Source organism: Streptomyces sp. NPDC045998 (genome assembly GCF_056430285.1).
Window position 1 is genome coordinate 1 of record NZ_JBWKLJ010000011.1, and the last position, 17,665, is coordinate 17,665.

Annotated in this window: 9 protein-coding genes, 1 tRNA gene and 1 rRNA gene; 10 read left to right on the forward strand and 1 reads right to left on the reverse strand. The window is 71.1% G+C overall.

Features of this window, described 5'->3' with window-relative positions; genetic code table 11:
* Both rrf and AC07FJ_RS28525 read left to right on the forward strand, forming a co-directional pair.
* Positions 1-69, forward strand: a 5S ribosomal RNA gene (rrf, locus tag AC07FJ_RS28520); the annotation flags it as partial.
* Positions 70-273: 204 nt separating this feature from the next.
* Positions 274-346, forward strand: a tRNA-Thr gene (locus AC07FJ_RS28525).
* Positions 347-413: 67 nt separating this feature from the next.
* On the opposite strand, the gene AC07FJ_RS28530 is transcribed toward AC07FJ_RS28525, so the two are convergent.
* On the reverse strand, positions 414-3,062 hold the full coding sequence (locus tag AC07FJ_RS28530; protein ID WP_479052139.1) for a SpoIIE family protein phosphatase: 2,649 nt from the start codon (positions 3,060-3,062) through the stop codon (positions 414-416).
* Positions 3,063-3,359: 297 nt separating this feature from the next.
* Between AC07FJ_RS28530 and AC07FJ_RS28535 the strand changes: the two genes are divergently transcribed.
* From AC07FJ_RS28535 to AC07FJ_RS28570, 8 genes are all read left to right on the forward strand, one after another.
* The gene (locus AC07FJ_RS28535) at positions 3,360-8,888 is read left to right on the forward strand and encodes a HAMP domain-containing protein (protein WP_479052140.1); all 5,529 of its coding nucleotides are present in this window, start codon (positions 3,360-3,362) and stop codon (positions 8,886-8,888) included.
* A gap of 244 nt (positions 8,889-9,132) precedes the next feature.
* Positions 9,133-9,816: a response regulator gene (locus AC07FJ_RS28540; protein ID WP_355356686.1), complete on the forward strand. Its 684-nt coding sequence runs from the start codon at positions 9,133-9,135 to the stop codon at positions 9,814-9,816.
* Positions 9,817-9,949: 133 nt separating this feature from the next.
* The gene (locus tag AC07FJ_RS28545) at positions 9,950-12,832 is read left to right on the forward strand and encodes a DNA translocase FtsK (protein WP_479052141.1); all 2,883 of its coding nucleotides are present in this window, start codon (positions 9,950-9,952) and stop codon (positions 12,830-12,832) included.
* 263 nt (positions 12,833-13,095) lie between these two features.
* Complete coding sequence (locus AC07FJ_RS28550) at positions 13,096-13,962, forward strand: helix-turn-helix domain-containing protein (RefSeq protein WP_361429864.1); 867 nt, start codon at positions 13,096-13,098, stop codon at positions 13,960-13,962.
* 139 nt (positions 13,963-14,101) lie between these two features.
* A complete protein-coding gene (gene rimO / locus AC07FJ_RS28555) occupies positions 14,102-15,589 on the forward strand; it encodes a 30S ribosomal protein S12 methylthiotransferase RimO (protein ID WP_479052142.1) in 1,488 nt (495 codons plus the stop codon).
* Positions 15,586-16,410, forward strand: a complete 825-nt coding sequence (pgsA, locus tag AC07FJ_RS28560) for a CDP-diacylglycerol--glycerol-3-phosphate 3-phosphatidyltransferase (RefSeq protein ID WP_479052143.1) — start codon at positions 15,586-15,588, stop codon at positions 16,408-16,410. The genes rimO and pgsA overlap by 4 nt, the downstream gene beginning before the upstream one ends.
* Positions 16,407-17,030: a CinA family protein gene (locus AC07FJ_RS28565; protein ID WP_479052144.1), complete on the forward strand. Its 624-nt coding sequence runs from the start codon at positions 16,407-16,409 to the stop codon at positions 17,028-17,030. The genes pgsA and AC07FJ_RS28565 overlap by 4 nt, the downstream gene beginning before the upstream one ends.
* 109 nt (positions 17,031-17,139) lie before the next feature.
* On the forward strand, positions 17,140-17,523 hold the full coding sequence (locus tag AC07FJ_RS28570) for a helix-turn-helix domain-containing protein (protein ID WP_019889909.1): 384 nt from the start codon (positions 17,140-17,142) through the stop codon (positions 17,521-17,523).
* The last annotated feature ends 142 nt before the right edge of the window (positions 17,524-17,665 follow it).

A 17,665-nucleotide genomic window follows, 5' to 3' on the forward strand; every position in this document is an offset into this window, starting at 1 on the left:
GAAGCTAAGCCTTTCAGCGCCGATGGTACTGCAGGGGGGACCCTGTGGGAGAGTAGGACGCCGCCGAACAATTTTTGGGGAAAGCCCCGCACCTTTTGGTGCGGGGCTTTTCTGCGTTCTGAGCCCGTCCAAGGGGTCGTCCGAGAGTGCGTCAGGACGGTTGCCGCCTCGGGCAGTTGGCGACTCGCGTGCCTCAGGCCGGTTATGCGAATCCGCTCGTTCGGGGTATGCTTTCTCTCGTTGCGGCGGGGAAAACCCCGAAGCGACAAGCCGGCCCCTATAGCTCAGTCGGCAGAGCGTCTCCATGGTAAGGAGAAGGTCAACGGTTCGATTCCGTTTGGGGGCTCTGAACAGAGAAGGCCCCCCGCCATGTGGCGGGGGGCCTTCTTCGTGTTCGGCGTTGCCGCCACGGGTCAGTCCGTGTGCGGCTCCGGGACGCGCATCGCGAGGATCGCCATGTCGTCGGAGGCCGGTTCCGCGGCGAAGCGTTCGACCGCGCGCATCACGCGGGCGGTGACCGCGCCGGCCGTCAGGCCCGTACAGGTGCGGAGGACGTCCATCAGGCCGTCGTCGCCGAGCATGCGGGAGCCCTCGCGGCGCTCGGTGACACCGTCCGTCACGCACAGCAGGACGTCGCCCGGGTCGAGCGTGACGGTCTGCTCGTACAGCTCCAGGTCCTCCATGACGCCGAGGAGCGGCTGCGGGTCGGCGGCCGGTTCGACGGTGCCGTCCTGGCGCAGGCGCAGCGGGAGGGGGTGGCCGGCGCAGACGACCTTGAGGAGGGCGCTGCCGTCCTCCTGGGGCCACAGCTCGCCGTAGAGCAGCGTCAGGAAGCGACTGCGGGCGCCCTCGTCGAGGATCGCGGCGTTCAGGCGCTCCAGGACCGCCGGGCCGCCGAAGCCCTCGCGGGCCAGCAGGCGCAGGGCGTGGCGGGCCAGGCCCGTGACGGCCGCGGCCTCCGGGCCCGTACCGCAGACGTCGCCGATGGCGAAGCCGTACGCGTTGTCCCGGATCGGGAAGAGGTCGTAGAAGTCGCCGCCGACCTCGTTGCCCTCGCCGGCCGCGCGGTAGATGACGTCGACCTCGACGCCCGGCACCTGGGGGAGGCCCGGGGGCAGCAGGCTGCGCTGGAGGGACTGGCTGATCGCCGTGCGCTCCGAGTACAGGCGGGCGTTGTCGAGGGCGAGGGCGGCCCGGCGGGAGAGGTCCTCGGCGAGCTCCAGGATCTCCTGGCGGAAATGGTCGTCGGAGGGCTTGCCCAGAGTGAGCATGCCGATCACGCGGTTGCGGGCGACCAGGGGCAGGACCACCGTCTCGCCGCCGACCGCCGCGGCTGTCGCCAGCGTCGTACCGATGCCGGAGGACAGGGGCGCGGAGCCGTAACCGATCTCGCGCATGGAGGTGCGCAGGGCGGCCTGGTGGGCGGCCTCGGAGGGGGCGGACCACACGCGGGCGCCGGGCGACGGGACGGGCTCCGGCGGGGGGATCTTGGAGAGGAGGGCTTTGAGGCCGTCGATGCGGTCCTCGTCCTCGTGGAGGACGTAGGAGAGGTACGGGTCCGAGGACTGGTCCGCGATCGTGTAGACGGCGCACCAGGTGGCCAGGGTCGGAACGGTCATCTGGGCCATCAGGGCCAGGGTCTGGTCCCGGTCCAGGGTGCCGGCGAGTAGGTCGGAGGCCTCGACGAGGAAGCTGAGGGAGCCGCGGCGGAGGCGTTCGAGCTCGCCGAGGCGGGCCGACTCGACGGCCAGGGCGATGCGGTCGGCGGCGAACTGGAGGCGCAGCGCCTCCTCGTTCGAGTAGCGGCCGGAGGCCTCGGCGGCGACGCCCAGGGAGCCGGTCAGGCGGCCCTCGACCTTGAGCGGGACGGTGACGACCGAGCGCATGCCGGTGCCGTTGAGGAGCGGTACGGCGCCGGGGACGGCGGCGAGGTCCTCGTGGACGGCGGGCATGCGGGCCGAGGAGTAGCGGCCGGTACCGGACTCGACGGGGACGCGGGCGAAGCGCTGGCGGGCGGAGGGAAGGCCCGTGGTGGCGCGTACCTCCAGCTCGGTCTCGTCGTCGGTGGCCAGCAGCAGGAAGGCGGCGTCGCCGTCGAGCATGTCGCGGGCGCGCTCCACGGTGCGCTGGAGCAGGCCGTCGAGGTCGTCGGGGGCGGGGGAGCCGATGAAGACCTCGAAGGGGTCGGAGCTGCGGCCCTCGTTGTTGGAGTCGACGGGGGTGCGGGGCGGCGACTGGAGCACGGCCCGTTCGTAGTCGCGCACGAGGAGGCAGACGGTGGAGGGCTCGCCCTGGGTGTCGCGGACCCGCAGATGGGAGGCGTACACGGGGATCACGCGCCCGTCGGCGCCGCGGACTCCGTAGCTGCCCTCCCAGCGGGACAGCCGCAGGGCCTCAACGAGGCCGGTGCCGATGCCGGGGGTGTGGGGCCAGGCGGCGAGGTCGCCGAGCGGTTTGCCGACGACCTGGTCGGCGGCGTACCCGAAGAGGTGCTCGGCGTCTTCGTTCCAGGCGGCGATGGCGCCCTTGCGGTCGATCTGTACGACGGCGACGCGGACCCGTTCGTCCGCGACCGGGAGCAGGTCGGTGGGGAGGGCCGGGCCGGCGGAGCGGGTGCCCACGGGCCGCTCGGGCAGGTCCAGCTGGAACCAGACCTGCTTCTGGGTGGGGGAGTAATCGACGCCCCAGCGGGAGGCGAGGGCGGCACACAGCAGCAGCCCGCGGCCGTTCTCACTGTCCGGGTTCAGGTCGTAGCGGCCGGTGCCCTGGAGGGGGACCTCGCGCTCCGGGTAGCGGTCGGCGACCTCGACGCGGATGCCCTGCTCCGTGCGCAGGCACAGGACGTCGGCGGCGGTGCCGGCGTGGACGATCGCATTGGTGACGAGTTCGCTGGTCAGGACGACGGCGTCGTCCACGACATCGGTGTATCCCCAGCCCTGGAGGGTGTCCCGGACGAAGGCCCGCGCGGTTGCGACGGACCTCCCCACAGGTTCGAAGGTGGCAGCCGCCCGAGCGGTGATCACAGAACTCCTCGTACGCGTCTCGACGCCCGGCTCAGCCATGATGCGGCTCTGCCCCTCCCCGGTGCCCGGTGGTCCTACTGTGCCGCACCGCCCCCGCCGGGCGGACCGGGGCGGTTGGACAGCCGCATGCCAGGTTACTTACCTTCGCTGTCCGGGCGGATGGTGGTCACCACCGTTTCCGTCCCCCGAGGGCGGGGACGTTATGCGAAGCTGCCGAACTGTTATGGCCTCGATCGGTCGTGGTGAAACACTGGGAAGGCTCCCAGTAACAGCCGGAGGAGCAACGCCCGGGCAGTATTGCCGAGCGGTACGGTCAACCCCTGCGGGAGGGACACGGTGGAGTCTGGCGTGACGGCGCGGGGCGGCAGCACGCGCACGAAGGGCGGGCGGTCCCGGAGCAGTGGGACGGTCGAGGTGGACGCCGCCGCCCTGGAGCGGCTGCTCACGGCACTGGCGTCGATGCGGGACGGCAACTTCCGCAAGCGCCTGACGGTGACGGGCGACGGCATGATGGCGGAGATCGCCGCCGTCTTCAACGAGGTCGCCGACCGGAAGCTGCATCTGACCGGCGAGCTGCAGCGGGTGCGGCGCATGGTCGGGCGCGAGGGCAAGCTGTCCGAGCGCCTGGAGGTCGGGGCCAGCGAGGGCGCGTGGGCGCAGGCCATCGAGGCGGCGAACGCCCTGGTGGACGATCTGACGCGGCCGGTGTCGGAGGTCGGACGGGTGCTCTCCGCGGTCGCCGAGGGTGACCTGGAGCAGCGGATGGAGCTGCGCTCGGAGGGGCTGGACGGGACCGTGCGGCCGCTGCGCGGGGAGTTCCTCAAGGTCGCCCGTACGGTCAACAACCTGGTCGACCAGCTGTCGGCGTTCACCGACGAGGTGACCCGGGTCGCGCTGGAGGTCGGCACCGAGGGGAAGCTCGGCGGGCAGGCGCAGGTGCGCGGGATGTCCGGGTCCTGGAAGGACCTGCAGGACTCGGTGAACACCATGGCGTACCGGCTCACGGCCCAGGTGCGGGACATCGCGCTGGTGACGACGGCGGTCGCCAAGGGCGATCTGTCGCGGAAGGTCACCGTGCACGTGGCCGGCGAGATGCTCCAGCTGAAGAACACCGTGAACACGATGGTGGACCAGCTGTCGTCGTTCTCGTCCGAGGTCACGCGGGTCGCGCGTGAGGTCGGTACGGAGGGTGAGCTCGGCGGGCAGGCCGAGGTGCCGGGTGTGGCCGGTGTGTGGAAGGACCTGACCGACTCCGTCAACACGATGGCGGGGAACCTGACCTCGCAGGTGCGGGGCATCGCCGAGGTGACGACCGCCGTCGCCAACGGTGACCTGTCGCAGAAGGTGACGGTGAGCGCACGCGGTGAGGTGGCGCAGCTCGCCGACACGATCAACCAGATGACCGAGACGCTGCGGACGTTCGCCGACGAGGTGACCCGGGTGGCGAGCGAGGTCGGTGCCGAGGGGCTGCTCGGCGGTCAGGCGCAGGTGCCGGGCGCGGCGGGCACGTGGAAGGACCTGACGGACTCCGTCAACACCGTCTTCCGCAATCTGACCACCCAGGTACGGGACATCGCGCAGGTGACGACGGCGGTGGCGAACGGCGACCTGTCGCAGAAGGTCACCGTCGATGTGGCCGGCGAGATGCTGGAGTTGAAGAACACCGTCAACACGATGGTGGACCAGCTGTCGGCGTTCGGTTCCGAAGTGACCCGGGTGGCCCGCGAGGTGGGCGTCGAGGGCCGGCTCGGCGGTCAGGCCCATGTGCCGGGGGCCGCCGGGACCTGGAAGGACCTGACGGACTCCGTCAACACGGCGTTCCGCAACCTCACCGGTCAGGTGCGGGACATCGCGCAGGTGACGACGGCGGTGGCGAACGGCGATCTGACGCAGAAGGTCACCGTCGATGTCGCGGGCGAGATGCTGGAGTTGAAGAACACCGTCAACACGATGGTGGCGCAGCTGTCGTCGTTCGCCGACCAGGTGACGCGGATGGCCCGGGACGTGGGCACGGAGGGCCGGCTCGGCGGCCAGGCGCGCGTCGACGGCGTCTCGGGGACGTGGAAGGAGCTCACGGACTCCGTCAACTTCATGGCCGGGAACCTGACGTCGCAGGTGCGGCAGATCGCGCAGGTGACGACGGCCGTGGCGCGTGGTGACCTGTCGCAGAAGATCGACGTGGACGCGCGCGGCGAGATCCTGGAGCTGAAGAACACCATCAACACGATGGTCGACCAGCTCTCCGCGTTCGCGGAGCAGGTGACCCGGGTGGCCCGCGAGGTGGGCACCGACGGCCGCCTCGGCGGACAGGCGCAGGTGCCGGGCGTCGCGGGCGTGTGGCGCGACCTCACGGACTCCGTCAACAGCATGGCCGGGAACCTCACCGCCCAGGTCCGTAACATCGCGCAGGTCGCGACCGCGGTGGCGCGTGGTGACCTGTCGCAGAAGATCGATGTGGACGCGCGCGGCGAGATCCTGGAGCTCAAGAACACCCTCAACACGATGGTCGACCAGCTCTCCAACTTCGCGGAGCAGGTGACCCGGGTGGCCCGCGAGGTGGGCACGGAGGGCATCCTGGGCGGTCAGGCCGAGGTGCAGGGTGTCTCCGGCACCTGGAAGGACCTGACCCAGTCCGTCAACTCGATGGCGAACAACCTGACGTCGCAGGTGCGCAACATCGCCGAGGTGACGACGGCGGTCGCGAAGGGCGACCTGTCGAAGAAGATCACCGTCGACGCGCGCGGGGAGATCCTCGACCTGGTCACGACCGTCAACACGATGGTGGACCAGCTCTCCAACTTCGCGGACGAGGTCACGCGGGTGGCCCGCGAGGTGGGTACGGAGGGCATCCTCGGCGGTCAGGCCCGGGTGCGGGGCGTCACCGGCATCTGGAAGGACCTCAGCGACAACGTCAACGTGATGGCCAACAACCTCACCTCGCAGGTGCGGAACATCTCGCGGGTGTCGTCGGCCGTCGCCAACGGCGATCTGACCAAGAAGGTGACGGTCGAGGCGCGCGGCGAGGTCGCCGAGCTCGCGAACACCGTCAACACGATGGTGACCACGCTGTCGTCGTTCGCGGACGAGGTGACGCGGGTGGCGCGCGAGGTGGGTACGGAGGGCGAACTGGGCGGCCAGGCCCGGGTGCCGGGCGTCTCGGGGACGTGGAAGGACCTGACCGAGTCGGTGAACTCGATGGCGTCCAACCTGACCGGCCAGGTGCGCCAGATCGCCGCCGTCACCACCGCCATCGCCAAGGGCGACCTCACCAAGAAGATCGACATCGACGCCCGCGGCGAGATCCTGGAGCTGAAGAACACCATCAACACGATGGTCGACCAGCTGTCGTCGTTCGCCGAGGAGGTCACGCGGGTGGCCCGCGAGGTGGGCACGGAGGGCATCCTCGGCGGCCAGGCGCGCGTACGGGACGTCGACGGCACCTGGCGCGACCTGACCGAGTCGGTGAACGAGATGGCCGGGAACCTCACCCGGCAGGTGCGCGCCATCGCGGCCGTCGCCACGGCGGTGACCCGCGGCGACCTGAACCTGAAGATCGACGTGGACGCGGCGGGCGAGATCCAGGTCCTCCAGGACAACATCAACACGATGATCGCCAACCTGCGCGACACCACCCTCGCCAACGAGGAGCAGGACTGGCTCAAGGGCAACCTGGCCCGTATCTCCGGTCTCATGCAGGGCCGCCGCGACCTCGACGACGTGGCCTCGCTGATCATGAGCGAGCTGACGCCGGTCGTCTCGGCGCAGCACGGCGCGTTCTTCCTGGCGATGCCCACGGGCGGCGGCAACGAGATCGGGGCCGACGAGGACGGTTCGTACGAGCTCGTCATGCGGGGCAGCTACGGCTACTCGGCCGGGTCGATGCCCACGACCTTCCGGCCCGGCGAGACGCTGATCGGCACGGCGGCCGAGGAGAAGCGGACGATCCAGGTCAACGTGCCGCCGGGCTACCTGAAGATCTCCTCGGGCCTCGGGGAGGCGTCTCCGGCGTACGTGATCGTGCTGCCGGTGGTCTTCGAGGGGAAGGTCCTCGGGGTGATCGAGCTGGCGTCGTTCCAGCCCTTCACCCAGATCCAGCGCGACTTCCTCAACCAGCTCGCCGAGATGATCGCGACGAGCGTCAACACCATCAGCGTCAACACCAAGACCGAGGTGCTGCTGAAGCAGTCGCAGGAGCTGACGGAGCAGCTGCGCGAGCGTTCGGCGGAGCTGGAGAGCCGGCAGAAGGCGCTGCAGGACTCCAACGCCGAGCTGGAGGAGAAGGCGGAGCTGCTGGCGCAGCAGAACCGCGACATCGAGGTGAAGAACACCGAGATCGAGGAGGCGCGGCAGGTGCTGGAGGAGCGGGCCGAGCAGCTCGCGGTCTCCATGCGCTACAAGTCCGAGTTCCTGGCGAACATGTCGCACGAGCTGCGTACGCCGCTGAACTCGCTGCTCATCCTCGCCAAGCTGCTCGCGGACAACGCCGAGGGGAACCTGTCGCCCAAGCAGGTCGAGTTCGCCGAGACCATCCACGGCGCCGGTTCGGACCTGCTGCAGCTGATCAACGACATCCTCGACCTGTCGAAGGTCGAGGCGGGCAAGATGGACGTCAGCCCGACCCGTATCGCGCTGGTCCAGCTCGTCGACTACGTCGAGGCCACCTTCCGGCCGCTGACCGCCGAGAAGGGCCTGGACTTCTCCGTACGGGTCTCGCCGGAGCTGCCCGCCACGCTGCACACCGACGAGCAGCGGCTGCTGCAGGTGCTGCGCAACCTGCTGTCGAACGCCGTGAAGTTCACCGACAGCGGGGCGGTGGAGCTGGTGATCCGCCCGGCCAAGTCGGACGTGCCGCAGTCGATCCGGGAGCAGCTGCTGGAGTCGGGTTCGCTGACCGAGCCGGGCGCCGACCTGATCGCGTTCTCGGTGACCGACACCGGGATCGGCATCGCGGCCAGCAAGATGCGGGTGATCTTCGAGGCGTTCAAGCAGGCGGACGGGACGACGAGCCGCAAGTACGGCGGTACGGGCCTGGGCCTGTCGATCAGCCGGGAGATCGCGCGGCTGCTGGGCGGCGAGATCCACGCGGCGAGCGAGCCGGGCCGCGGCTCGACCTTCACGCTGTACCTGCCGCTGCACCCCAACGGCCTGCCGCCGCACGGTTACGGGCACCAGGTCCCGGGCGCGGAGTCCGGTGAGCTCGACGGCATGGGCCCCGAAGGCGCCGGTGGGCTGTCGGCCGACGAGGGGCGGGCCGGTGGCTCCGGGGCGCTGTTCCGGCACCGGCGCAGGGCCCTGGGCCGGGCCGACCAGCGGGCCGCGCTGCCCGGCCAGCCGGGTCAGTCGGACCCGTCGGCGCAGGAGGGTCCGGCTCCGGCGGGCGCCGGCGGAACGAGCGCGTCCACGGCCTCGGGAGCCAACGGCGCCCCTGGTGCCGCGGAGTGGGCGGGCGCCGGTCAGGAGGCGTTCGAGCCGGGCCGCCGCTTCGAGTTCAGCGGCGAGAAGGTGCTGATCGTCGACGACGACATCCGCAACGTCTTCGCCCTCACCAGCGTGCTGGAGCAGCACGGCCTGGCGGTGCTGTACGCGGAGAACGGCCGGGAGGGCATCGAGGTCCTGGAGCAGCACGACGACGTGACCGTCGTCCTGATGGACATCATGATGCCCGAGATGGACGGGTACGCGACGACGACGGCGATCCGGCGGATGCCGCAGTTCGCCGGGCTGCCGATCATCGCGCTGACGGCGAAGGCGATGAAGGGCGACCGGGAGAAGGCCATCGAGTCCGGTGCTTCCGACTACGTTACGAAGCCGGTGGATCCGGACCATCTTCTCTCGGTTATGGAGCAGTGGATGCGCGGAGAGTGATCGGAGGCCGCACGAATGACGGCGAGTTGTTGACTGACTGTGGTCGAAAGCGTGTGAGAGGGCGGCGTACGGGGAACCTTCTGGTCTCCCACCGCGTTTCCGCTACGTGCACAGTGACATCGCGGTGACAGGGTGTGGCGACAGGCGGGGTGCGGCTACCATGACCGGCACAAGGACGGACGGCGCAAGGGAGTCGTCCCCTGGGGCGGCGCCCGGCCAACTGCCGGGGCGAGGAGGACGGGCCATGGTGCAGAAGGCCAAGATCCTCCTGGTCGATGACCGACCGGAGAATCTGCTGGCGCTGGAGGCCATCCTCTCTGCGCTCGATCAGACGCTGGTCCGGGCATCGTCAGGGGAGGAAGCGCTCAAGGCGCTGCTGACGGACGACTTCGCGGTCATTCTCCTGGACGTCCAGATGCCGGGAATGGACGGCTTCGAGACCGCCGCGCACATCAAGCGTCGGGAACGGACACGGGACATCCCGATCATCTTCCTGACCGCGATCAACCACGGCCCGCACCACACCTTCCGGGGTTACGCGGCGGGCGCCGTGGACTACATCTCCAAGCCGTTCGACCCCTGGGTGCTGCGCGCCAAGGTCTCCGTCTTCGTCGAGCTGTACATGAAGAACTGTCAGCTGCGCGAACAAGCCGCGCTGCTGCGGCTCCAGCTCGAAGGCGGCCAGGGGGCCCAGGACGGCGCGGCCCGCGAGTCAGCCGGCCTGCTCGCCGAGCTGTCCGCGCGGCTCGCCGCCGTCGAGGAGCAGGCCGAGGCGCTCTCCAAGCAGCTCGACGACGAGTCGGCGGACGCCGCCGCCGTCGCCACCGCCGCGCACCTGGAGCGCAAACTCACCGGGCTGCGCCGGGCGCTGGACGCCCTGGAGCCGGGCAGCGGCGGCGGCTCGCCGAGCCTTCCCGCCCAGGGATGACGCACCAGCTCCCCTTCGGGGCAGCGCGCCTCGGTGAGCGGCCGTCAGTTTCCGATGACCGTACGGGCGACACGAACGGGTGAAGCTGTAGGCACACGTGTCGACGGTGCTTCACCCCGGTAACCTCACCCCCATGGCCTCACGTACGTCCGGCAAGGGTTCCCCAGGCACGGCGGGCACCGCGAAGCCGCGCGCCGCCGGCCGTACGGCGGGCGGCACCGCTCGCGTCGCCGGCGCCGCGAAGAAGGCGGCGCCCGCGAAGCCCCCCGCCAAGAAGTCCGCGCCCGCCGCCCGGAAGGGTCCCGCGAAGAAGGCGCCCGCCAAGAAGGCGGCCGGCGCGAGGAAGGCCGCAGGGGGCGCCAAGGGCGCACCGAAGGCGGCGCCGTCTCCCACCGCGGGTGTGTACCGGCTCGTACGCGCCCTCTGGCTCGGGCTCGCCCACGCCGTCGGCGCGATGCTGCGCGGCATAGGACGTGGCGCCAAGGGACTCGACCCGGCGCACCGCAAGGACGGACTGGCGCTGCTCCTCCTCGGCATCGCGCTGATCGTCGCCGCCGGCACCTGGGCCAGCCTGCGCGGTCCGGTCGGCGACCTCGTCGAGATGCTGGTCACCGGCACGTTCGGCCGACTCGACCTGCTCGTACCGCTGCTGATCGGCGCCATCGCCGTCCGGCTGATCCTGCACCCGGAGAAGCCCGAGGCGAACGGGCGCATCGTCATCGGCCTGTCCGCCCTCGTCGTCGGCGTCCTCGGGCAGGTGCACATCGCGTGCGGCTCGCCGGGCCGGGACCAGGGCAGCGAGGCGGTGCGGGACGCGGGCGGCCTGATCGGCTGGGGCGCGTCCAAGCCGCTCGTCTTCATGATGGGCGAGGTCCTCGCCGTACCGATGCTGGTGCTGCTCACCGTCTTCGGACTGCTCGTCGTCACGGCGACGCCCGTGTACGCCATCCCGCAGCGGCTGCGGGCCCTCGGCGTCCGGCTCGGGCTCGTCGCGCCGCAGGAGCCGGAGTGGGGCGAGGACGACGAGCGGTACGACGACCAGTGGCGCGAGGCGCTGCCCGCCCGGCCGCGGCGCCGGGCCGCCGGAGCCGGGGCCGCGGGCCCGTACGACCCGGAGCAGGCCGAGGAGGAGGCGCTCACCCGGCGCAGGCGGCCGCGCAAGCAGGCGTCCGCCGCCCCCGAGCCCGACTTCGACCGGCCCAGGGACGCGGTCGACATCGCCGCGGCGGCCGCCGCCGCGCTGGACGGGGCCGTGCTGAACGGCATGCCGCCCTCGCCGGTCGTCGCCGACCTGACGCGGGACGTGGCGGCCGACCGGGAGCGGACGGCCGACGGGCGTTCCGGCGGTTCCGGGCGTACGGCGCGCACCGGGGCCGCGGCAGCCGGGGGAGCCGGCGGGGCCGGAGGCACCGGGTCCGTACCGTCCGCGCGGGGCGCCGGGGCGCCCGGCGGCCTCGTACCGGACCTGACCAAGCCCGCGCCGGTGCGCGACGAGACGGAGTCCCTGCCGCCGCGCGCCGAGCAGCTGCAGCTCGCCGGGGACATCACGTACGTCCTGCCCTCGCTCGACCTGCTGGAGCGCGGCGGGCCCGGCAAGACGCGCAGCGCCGCCAACGACGCGATCGTCGCCTCGCTCACGAACGTCTTCTCCGAGTTCAAGGTCGACGCGGCCGTCACCGGCTTCACCCGCGGCCCGACGGTCACGCGGTACGAGGTGGAGCTCGGCCCGGCGGTGAAGGTCGAGCGGATCACGGCGCTGACGAAGAACATCGCGTACGCCGTCGCCAGCCCCGACGTCCGGATCATCTCGCCGATCCCCGGCAAGTCCGCCGTCGGCATCGAGATCCCGAACACCGACCGCGAGATGGTCAAGGTCGGTGACGTGCTGCGGCTCGCGGACGCCGCCGGGGACGACCACCCGATGCTGGTCGCGCTCGGCAAGGACGTCGAGGGCGGCTACGTGATGGCCAACCTGGCGACGATGCCGCACGTGCTCGTCGCGGGAGCGACCGGATCCGGCAAGTCGTCGTGCATCAACTGCCTGATCACGTCCGTGATGATAAGGGCGACCCCCGAGGACGTCCGGATGGTGCTGGTCGACCCCAAGCGCGTCGAACTGACGGCGTACGAGGGCATCCCGCACCTCATCACGCCCATCATCACCAACCCCAAGCGGGCGGCCGAGGCGCTCCAGTGGGTCGTGCGCGAGATGGACCTGCGCTACGACGACCTGGCCGCGTACGGCTTCCGGCACATCGACGACTTCAACGCCGCCGTACGGGCCGGGAAGGTCAAGCAGCCGGAGGGGAGCGAGCGCGAGCTCCAGCCGTACCCGTACCTGCTGGTCATCGTCGACGAGCTCGCCGACCTGATGATGGTCGCGCCGCGGGACGTCGAGGACGCCATCGTCCGCATCACCCAGCTGGCCCGCGCCGCCGGCATCCACCTGGTGCTCGCCACCCAGCGGCCCTCGGTGGACGTCGTCACCGGCCTCATCAAGGCCAACGTGCCGTCACGGCTCGCCTTCGCCACCTCCTCGCTCGCCGACAGCCGGGTCATCCTCGACCAGCCCGGGGCCGAGAAGCTCATCGGCAAGGGCGACGGGCTCTTCCTGCCGATGGGCGCGAACAAGCCGGTCCGCATGCAGGGCGCCTTCGTGACCGAGGACGAGGTCCAGGCGGTCGTCCGGCACTGCAAGGAGCAGATGGCACCCGTCTTCCGGGACGACGTCACGGTCGGTACGAAGCAGAAGAAGGAGATCGACGAGGACATCGGCGACGACCTCGACCTGCTGTGCCAGGCCGCCGAACTGGTCGTCACCACGCAGTTCGGCTCCACCTCCATGCTCCAGCGCAAGCTGCGCGTCGGCTTCGCCAAGGCGGGCCGGCTGATGGACCTGATGGAGTCGCGCAACATCGTGGGCCCGAGCGAGGGCTCCAAGGCGCGCGACGTGCTCGTCAAGCCGGATGAGCTGGATGGAGTACTCGCGGTGATCCGTGGGGAGTCCGAGACGTAAGGGAATCGGCGCGGGGCGCCCTCCGACGCTTCTCCGAGTCTCACTCGTAAGGGGATCGTGAGCAACCGTTTCCCCGCGTCGTACGTCAAGTTGGAGGGAGGGGCGGACAATGGGTCTGCTGCCCGTCCCGCCCCCCGCCCCGCCCCTCGGACGCACGGCCATTCCGATGGCGTACAAAGTGCGTCCGCCCGGTTGCTTAACCCTTTCGTACCACCCATAGACTGAACCTCCAGCAGGTGGTTACACGCTCGAAAGGCGCCCTCGTGTCCATCGGCAACTCCCCCGAAGACGACCGGCCTTCACCCCCTTCGACCGTTTCCGACGCTTCTGTCCCCTCGGATACGGAAGCGGAGGACCGCCCCTCGATCGGCCGTGCGCTCCAGCAGGCACGGATCGACGCGGGCCTGACCGTGGAAGAGGTCAGCACCTCTACGCGCGTGCGCATCCCCATCGTGCACGCCATCGAGGAGGACGACTTCTCGCGGTGCGGCGGCCACGTGTACGCCCGAGGGCACATCCGCACGCTCGCGCGCGCCGTGGGACTCGATCCCGCTCGACTGGTGGAGCAGTACGACGCGGAGCACGGCGGCCGCCCGTCGCCGACGCCCGCGGCGCCGCTCTTCGAGGCCGAGCGCATCCGCCCGGAGCGCCGCCGCCCGAACTGGACCGCCGCCATGGTCGCGGCCATCGTCGTCGTGATCGGTTTCGTCGGCTTCACCATGGTCAACGGGAACGACGGCGACTCCCGCCGCACGCAGGTGGCCGAGGGACCGGCCCCGGCGCAGAAGGCCACCCCGAAGCCGCAGCCGCCCAAGCCGGCGGTACCGCCGCCCGCGCCGTCCGAGAGCGCGATCGCGGCCGTCCCCAAGGACAAGGTGACGGTCAAGCTCACCGCGACCGACGACAAGAGCTGGATCTCCGCGAAGGCGAGCGACGGCAAGCTGCTCTTCGACGGGCTCCTCCTCAAGGGCGACTCCAAGACCTTCCAGGACGACGAGAAGATCGACCTCATCCTGGGCAACGCCGGGGCGATCGAGCTGTTCGTGAACGGGAAGAAGGTCGAGGACCAGTTCGAGACCGGGCAGGTCGAGCGGCTGTCGTACACGAAGGGTGACCCCCAGGTCGGCTGACCGCCGGGTGGTCACCCGGTGATCACCGGGTGACCCGGGGGACCGGTGACCCCCGGTTCCGTTGACCGGAGGGCCCCGGGCGCGGGCGGGTGACCCCTGAGCGGCGGGGGCATGGCTGGGACGAAGTAGTCTTGAGTCCATGCCCGAACGCCGTACCGTCGCCCTTGTCACTCTTGGCTGCGCCCGTAACGAGGTGGACTCGGAGGAGCTCGCAGGCCGCTTGGCAGCGGACGGCTGGGAGCTCGTCGAGGACGCCGCCGACGCGGACGTCGCGGTCGTCAACACGTGTGGGTTCGTCGAGGCCGCCAAGAAGGACTCCGTCGACGCCCTGCTGGAAGCCAACGATCTGAAGGACCACGGCAGGACCCAGGCCGTCGTCGCGGTCGGCTGCATGGCCGAGCGGTACGGCAAGGAGCTCGCCGAGGCGCTGCCCGAGGCCGACGGCGTGCTCGGCTTCGACGACTACGCCGACATCTCCGGGCGCCTCCAGACCATCCTGAGCGGTGGCAGCGTCGAGGCCCACACCCCGCGCGACCGGCGCAAGCTGCTGCCGCTGTCCCCCGTGGAGCGCCAGCAGGCCGCCGCCGACGTCGCCCTGCCCGGGCACGGCGCCGCGGAGGCCCCCGCGGCCGCCCCCGAGGACCTGCCCGAGGGCGTCGCACCCGCGTCCGGGCCGCGCGCCCCGCTGCGGCGCCGCCTCGACTCCAGCCCCGTCGCCTCGGTGAAGCTCGCCTCCGGCTGCGACCGGCGCTGCTCGTTCTGCGCCATCCCCTCCTTCCGCGGCTCCTTCGTCTCGCGGCGGCCGAGCGACGTGCTCGGCGAGACCCGCTGGCTGGCGGAGCAGGGCGTGAAGGAGATCATGCTGGTCTCCGAGAACAACACCTCGTACGGCAAGGACCTCGGCGACATCCGCCTCCTGGAGACCCTGCTGCCGGAGCTGGCGGCGGTCGACGGGATCGAGCGCGTACGCGTCAGCTACCTCCAGCCCGCCGAGATGCGCCCGGGGCTCATCGACGTGCTGACCTCGACCGAGAAGGTCGCCCCGTACTTCGACCTGTCCTTCCAGCACTCGGCGCCGGCCGTGCTGCGCGCCATGCGCCGCTTCGGCGACACCGACCGGTTCCTGGAGCTGCTGGACACCATCCGCTCCAAGGCGCCGCAGGCCGGCGTGCGCTCGAACTTCATCGTGGGCTTCCCCGGCGAGACCGAGGAGGACTTCGCGGAGCTGGAACGCTTCCTCACGCACGCCCGCCTCGACGCCATCGGCGTCTTCGGATACTCCGACGAGGACGGCACCGAGGCCGCCACGTACGAGGACAAGCTCGACCAGGACGTCGTCGACGAGCGGCTCGCCCATCTGTCGCGGCTCGCGGAGGAGCTCACCGCGCAGCGCGCGGAGGAGCGGATCGGCGAGACCATGGAGGTACTGGTCGAGTCGGTGGACGCCTCGCCGGACGGTGACGGTGCCGTGGGGCGGGGTCCGCACCAGGCGCCCGAGACGGACGGCCAGGTCGTCTTCACGACGACCGAGGGGCTGGTGCCCGGCCGCATGGTCACGGCGAAGGTCGTGGGCACGGAGGGCGTCGACCTCATCGCCGAGTGTCTCTTCGAGGAGGCGGGCAGATGACCGGAGTCCCGGCATCCGCCGCGGGCGGTACGGGCAGGCCGACGCCGCCCGGCGGCAAGCTGGGCGCTGCGGCCGTCAACCAGGCCAGCCTCTGGAACATCGCGAACATCCTGACCATGGTGCGGCTGGTGCTCGTACCGGCGTTCGTGGTGCTGATGCTCCAGGACGGCGGGTACGACCCGGCCTGGCGCGCCTGGGCATGGGCGGCGTTCGCCGTCGCCATGATCACGGACATCTTCGACGGCCACCTGGCCCGGGCCTACAACCTGGTCACGGACTTCGGGAAGATCGCGGACCCGATCGCCGACAAGGCGATCATGGCGGCCGGTCTGCTGTGCCTGTCGGCGCTGGGCGACCTGCCGTGGTGGGTGACCGGCGTCATCCTCTTCCGCGAGCTGGGCATCACGCTGATGCGCTTCTGGGTGATCCGGCACGGCGTCATCCCGGCGAGCCGCGGCGGCAAGATGAAGACGCTGGCGCAGGGCACGGCGGTCGGGATGTACGTGCTCATGCTCACCGGGCCGCTGGCCACGCTGCGGTGGTGGGTGATGGCACTGGCCGTCGTCCTGACCGTGGTGACCGGCCTCGACTACGTGCGGCAGGCCGTGGTGCTGCGGCGCCGCGGCCTCGCGGCGGAGCGCGCGGCGGCCCGGCAGGCCGCCGCCGCGGCGGCGGCCGGGGTGGCTCCGGACGCGGGGACGGCGGCCGGGTCGGCTGCGGGAGACGCGGCGCCGGGTGGCGCGGGGACGGCTTCCGGGGACGCGGGAACGGTTTCGGGAGCGGGAGCGGGGGCGGAGAGCGGATCGGAGCCGGGCCGATGACGCCCGCGACGACTTCGGCAGGTTCGGCGGCGGGCGCCGCGGCGACTTCGCCGGGTCCGGCCGGGGCCGCCGTCGCGACGCCGGCGGCTGCGGACGAGGCGGCCCTCGCGGCGCGGGCGCTGGCGCTGCTCGCGGAGCGTAACCAGACGCTCGCCGTGGCCGAGTCCCTCACCGGCGGCCTGGTGGCCGCCGAGCTCACCTCCGTACCGGGCGCCTCCCGCTCCTTCCGCGGCTCCGTCACGGCGTACGCGACGGCGCTCAAGCGCGAGCTGCTGGGCGTCGACGGCACCCTTCTGGCGGAGCGCGGGGCGGTCGACCCGGACGTGGCACTGCAGATGGCGGCGGGTGTACGGGCCCGGCTGGGTGCCGTCTGGGGGGTCGCGACGACGGGTGTCGCGGGGCCCGAACCGCAGGACGGGCAGCCGGTCGGCACGGTGTTCGTGGCGGTTTGCGGACCGCCCGACGGGCCACTCGGAGCGGGGAAAGTCGTCGCCCTGAGATTGAACGGCGACCGTGCGGAAATCCGTAAAGAGAGTGTACGGAGCGTGCTGGAGCTGCTCGCGAACGAACTCTCGGAGAATGCGCGGGCACAGGATACGGAACAGAACGGGGGGAATTGATGTTTGCAGCCCTGAGTGAACACGACATCGCTCCCCGCACGGCCGCAGCGCGAGGCGGTACGGTGGGGCGTGAAGGATGCGGCTACGCGGTCCGAGGAGGGAGCCACCGATGATTCTGCTCCGTCGCCTGCTGGGTGACGTGCTGCGTCGGCAGCGCCAACGCCAGGGCCGTACTCTGCGCGAAGTCTCCTCGTCCGCCCGAGTCTCGCTCGGCTATCTCTCCGAGGTGGAGCGGGGGCAGAAGGAGGCTTCCTCCGAGCTGCTCTCCGCGATTTGCGACGCGCTTGACGTACGGATGTCCGAGCTCATGCGAGAGGTGAGCGACGAGCTCTCGCTGGCGGAGCTGGCGGAATCGGCAGCGGCGAGTGAGCCGGTGCCGGCACCAGTGCGTCCCATGCTCAACTCTGTGTCCGTGACGTCGGTGGCGGGCGTGCCGACGGAGCGGGTGACCATCAAGGCGCCCGCCGAGGCGGTGGACGTCGTCGCCGCCTGAGCGCGCGCTCGTGTTGAGAGCGAGCTAGCGTTTTGAGCTGAGCCCCGGTCGGGTACCCGAGTGCCGACCGGGGCTTTCGTTTACTCCGAATGCCCGTTTCAGGTCATATGTGTCATGGTGGACAAGGCGTGTGGGCCTACAG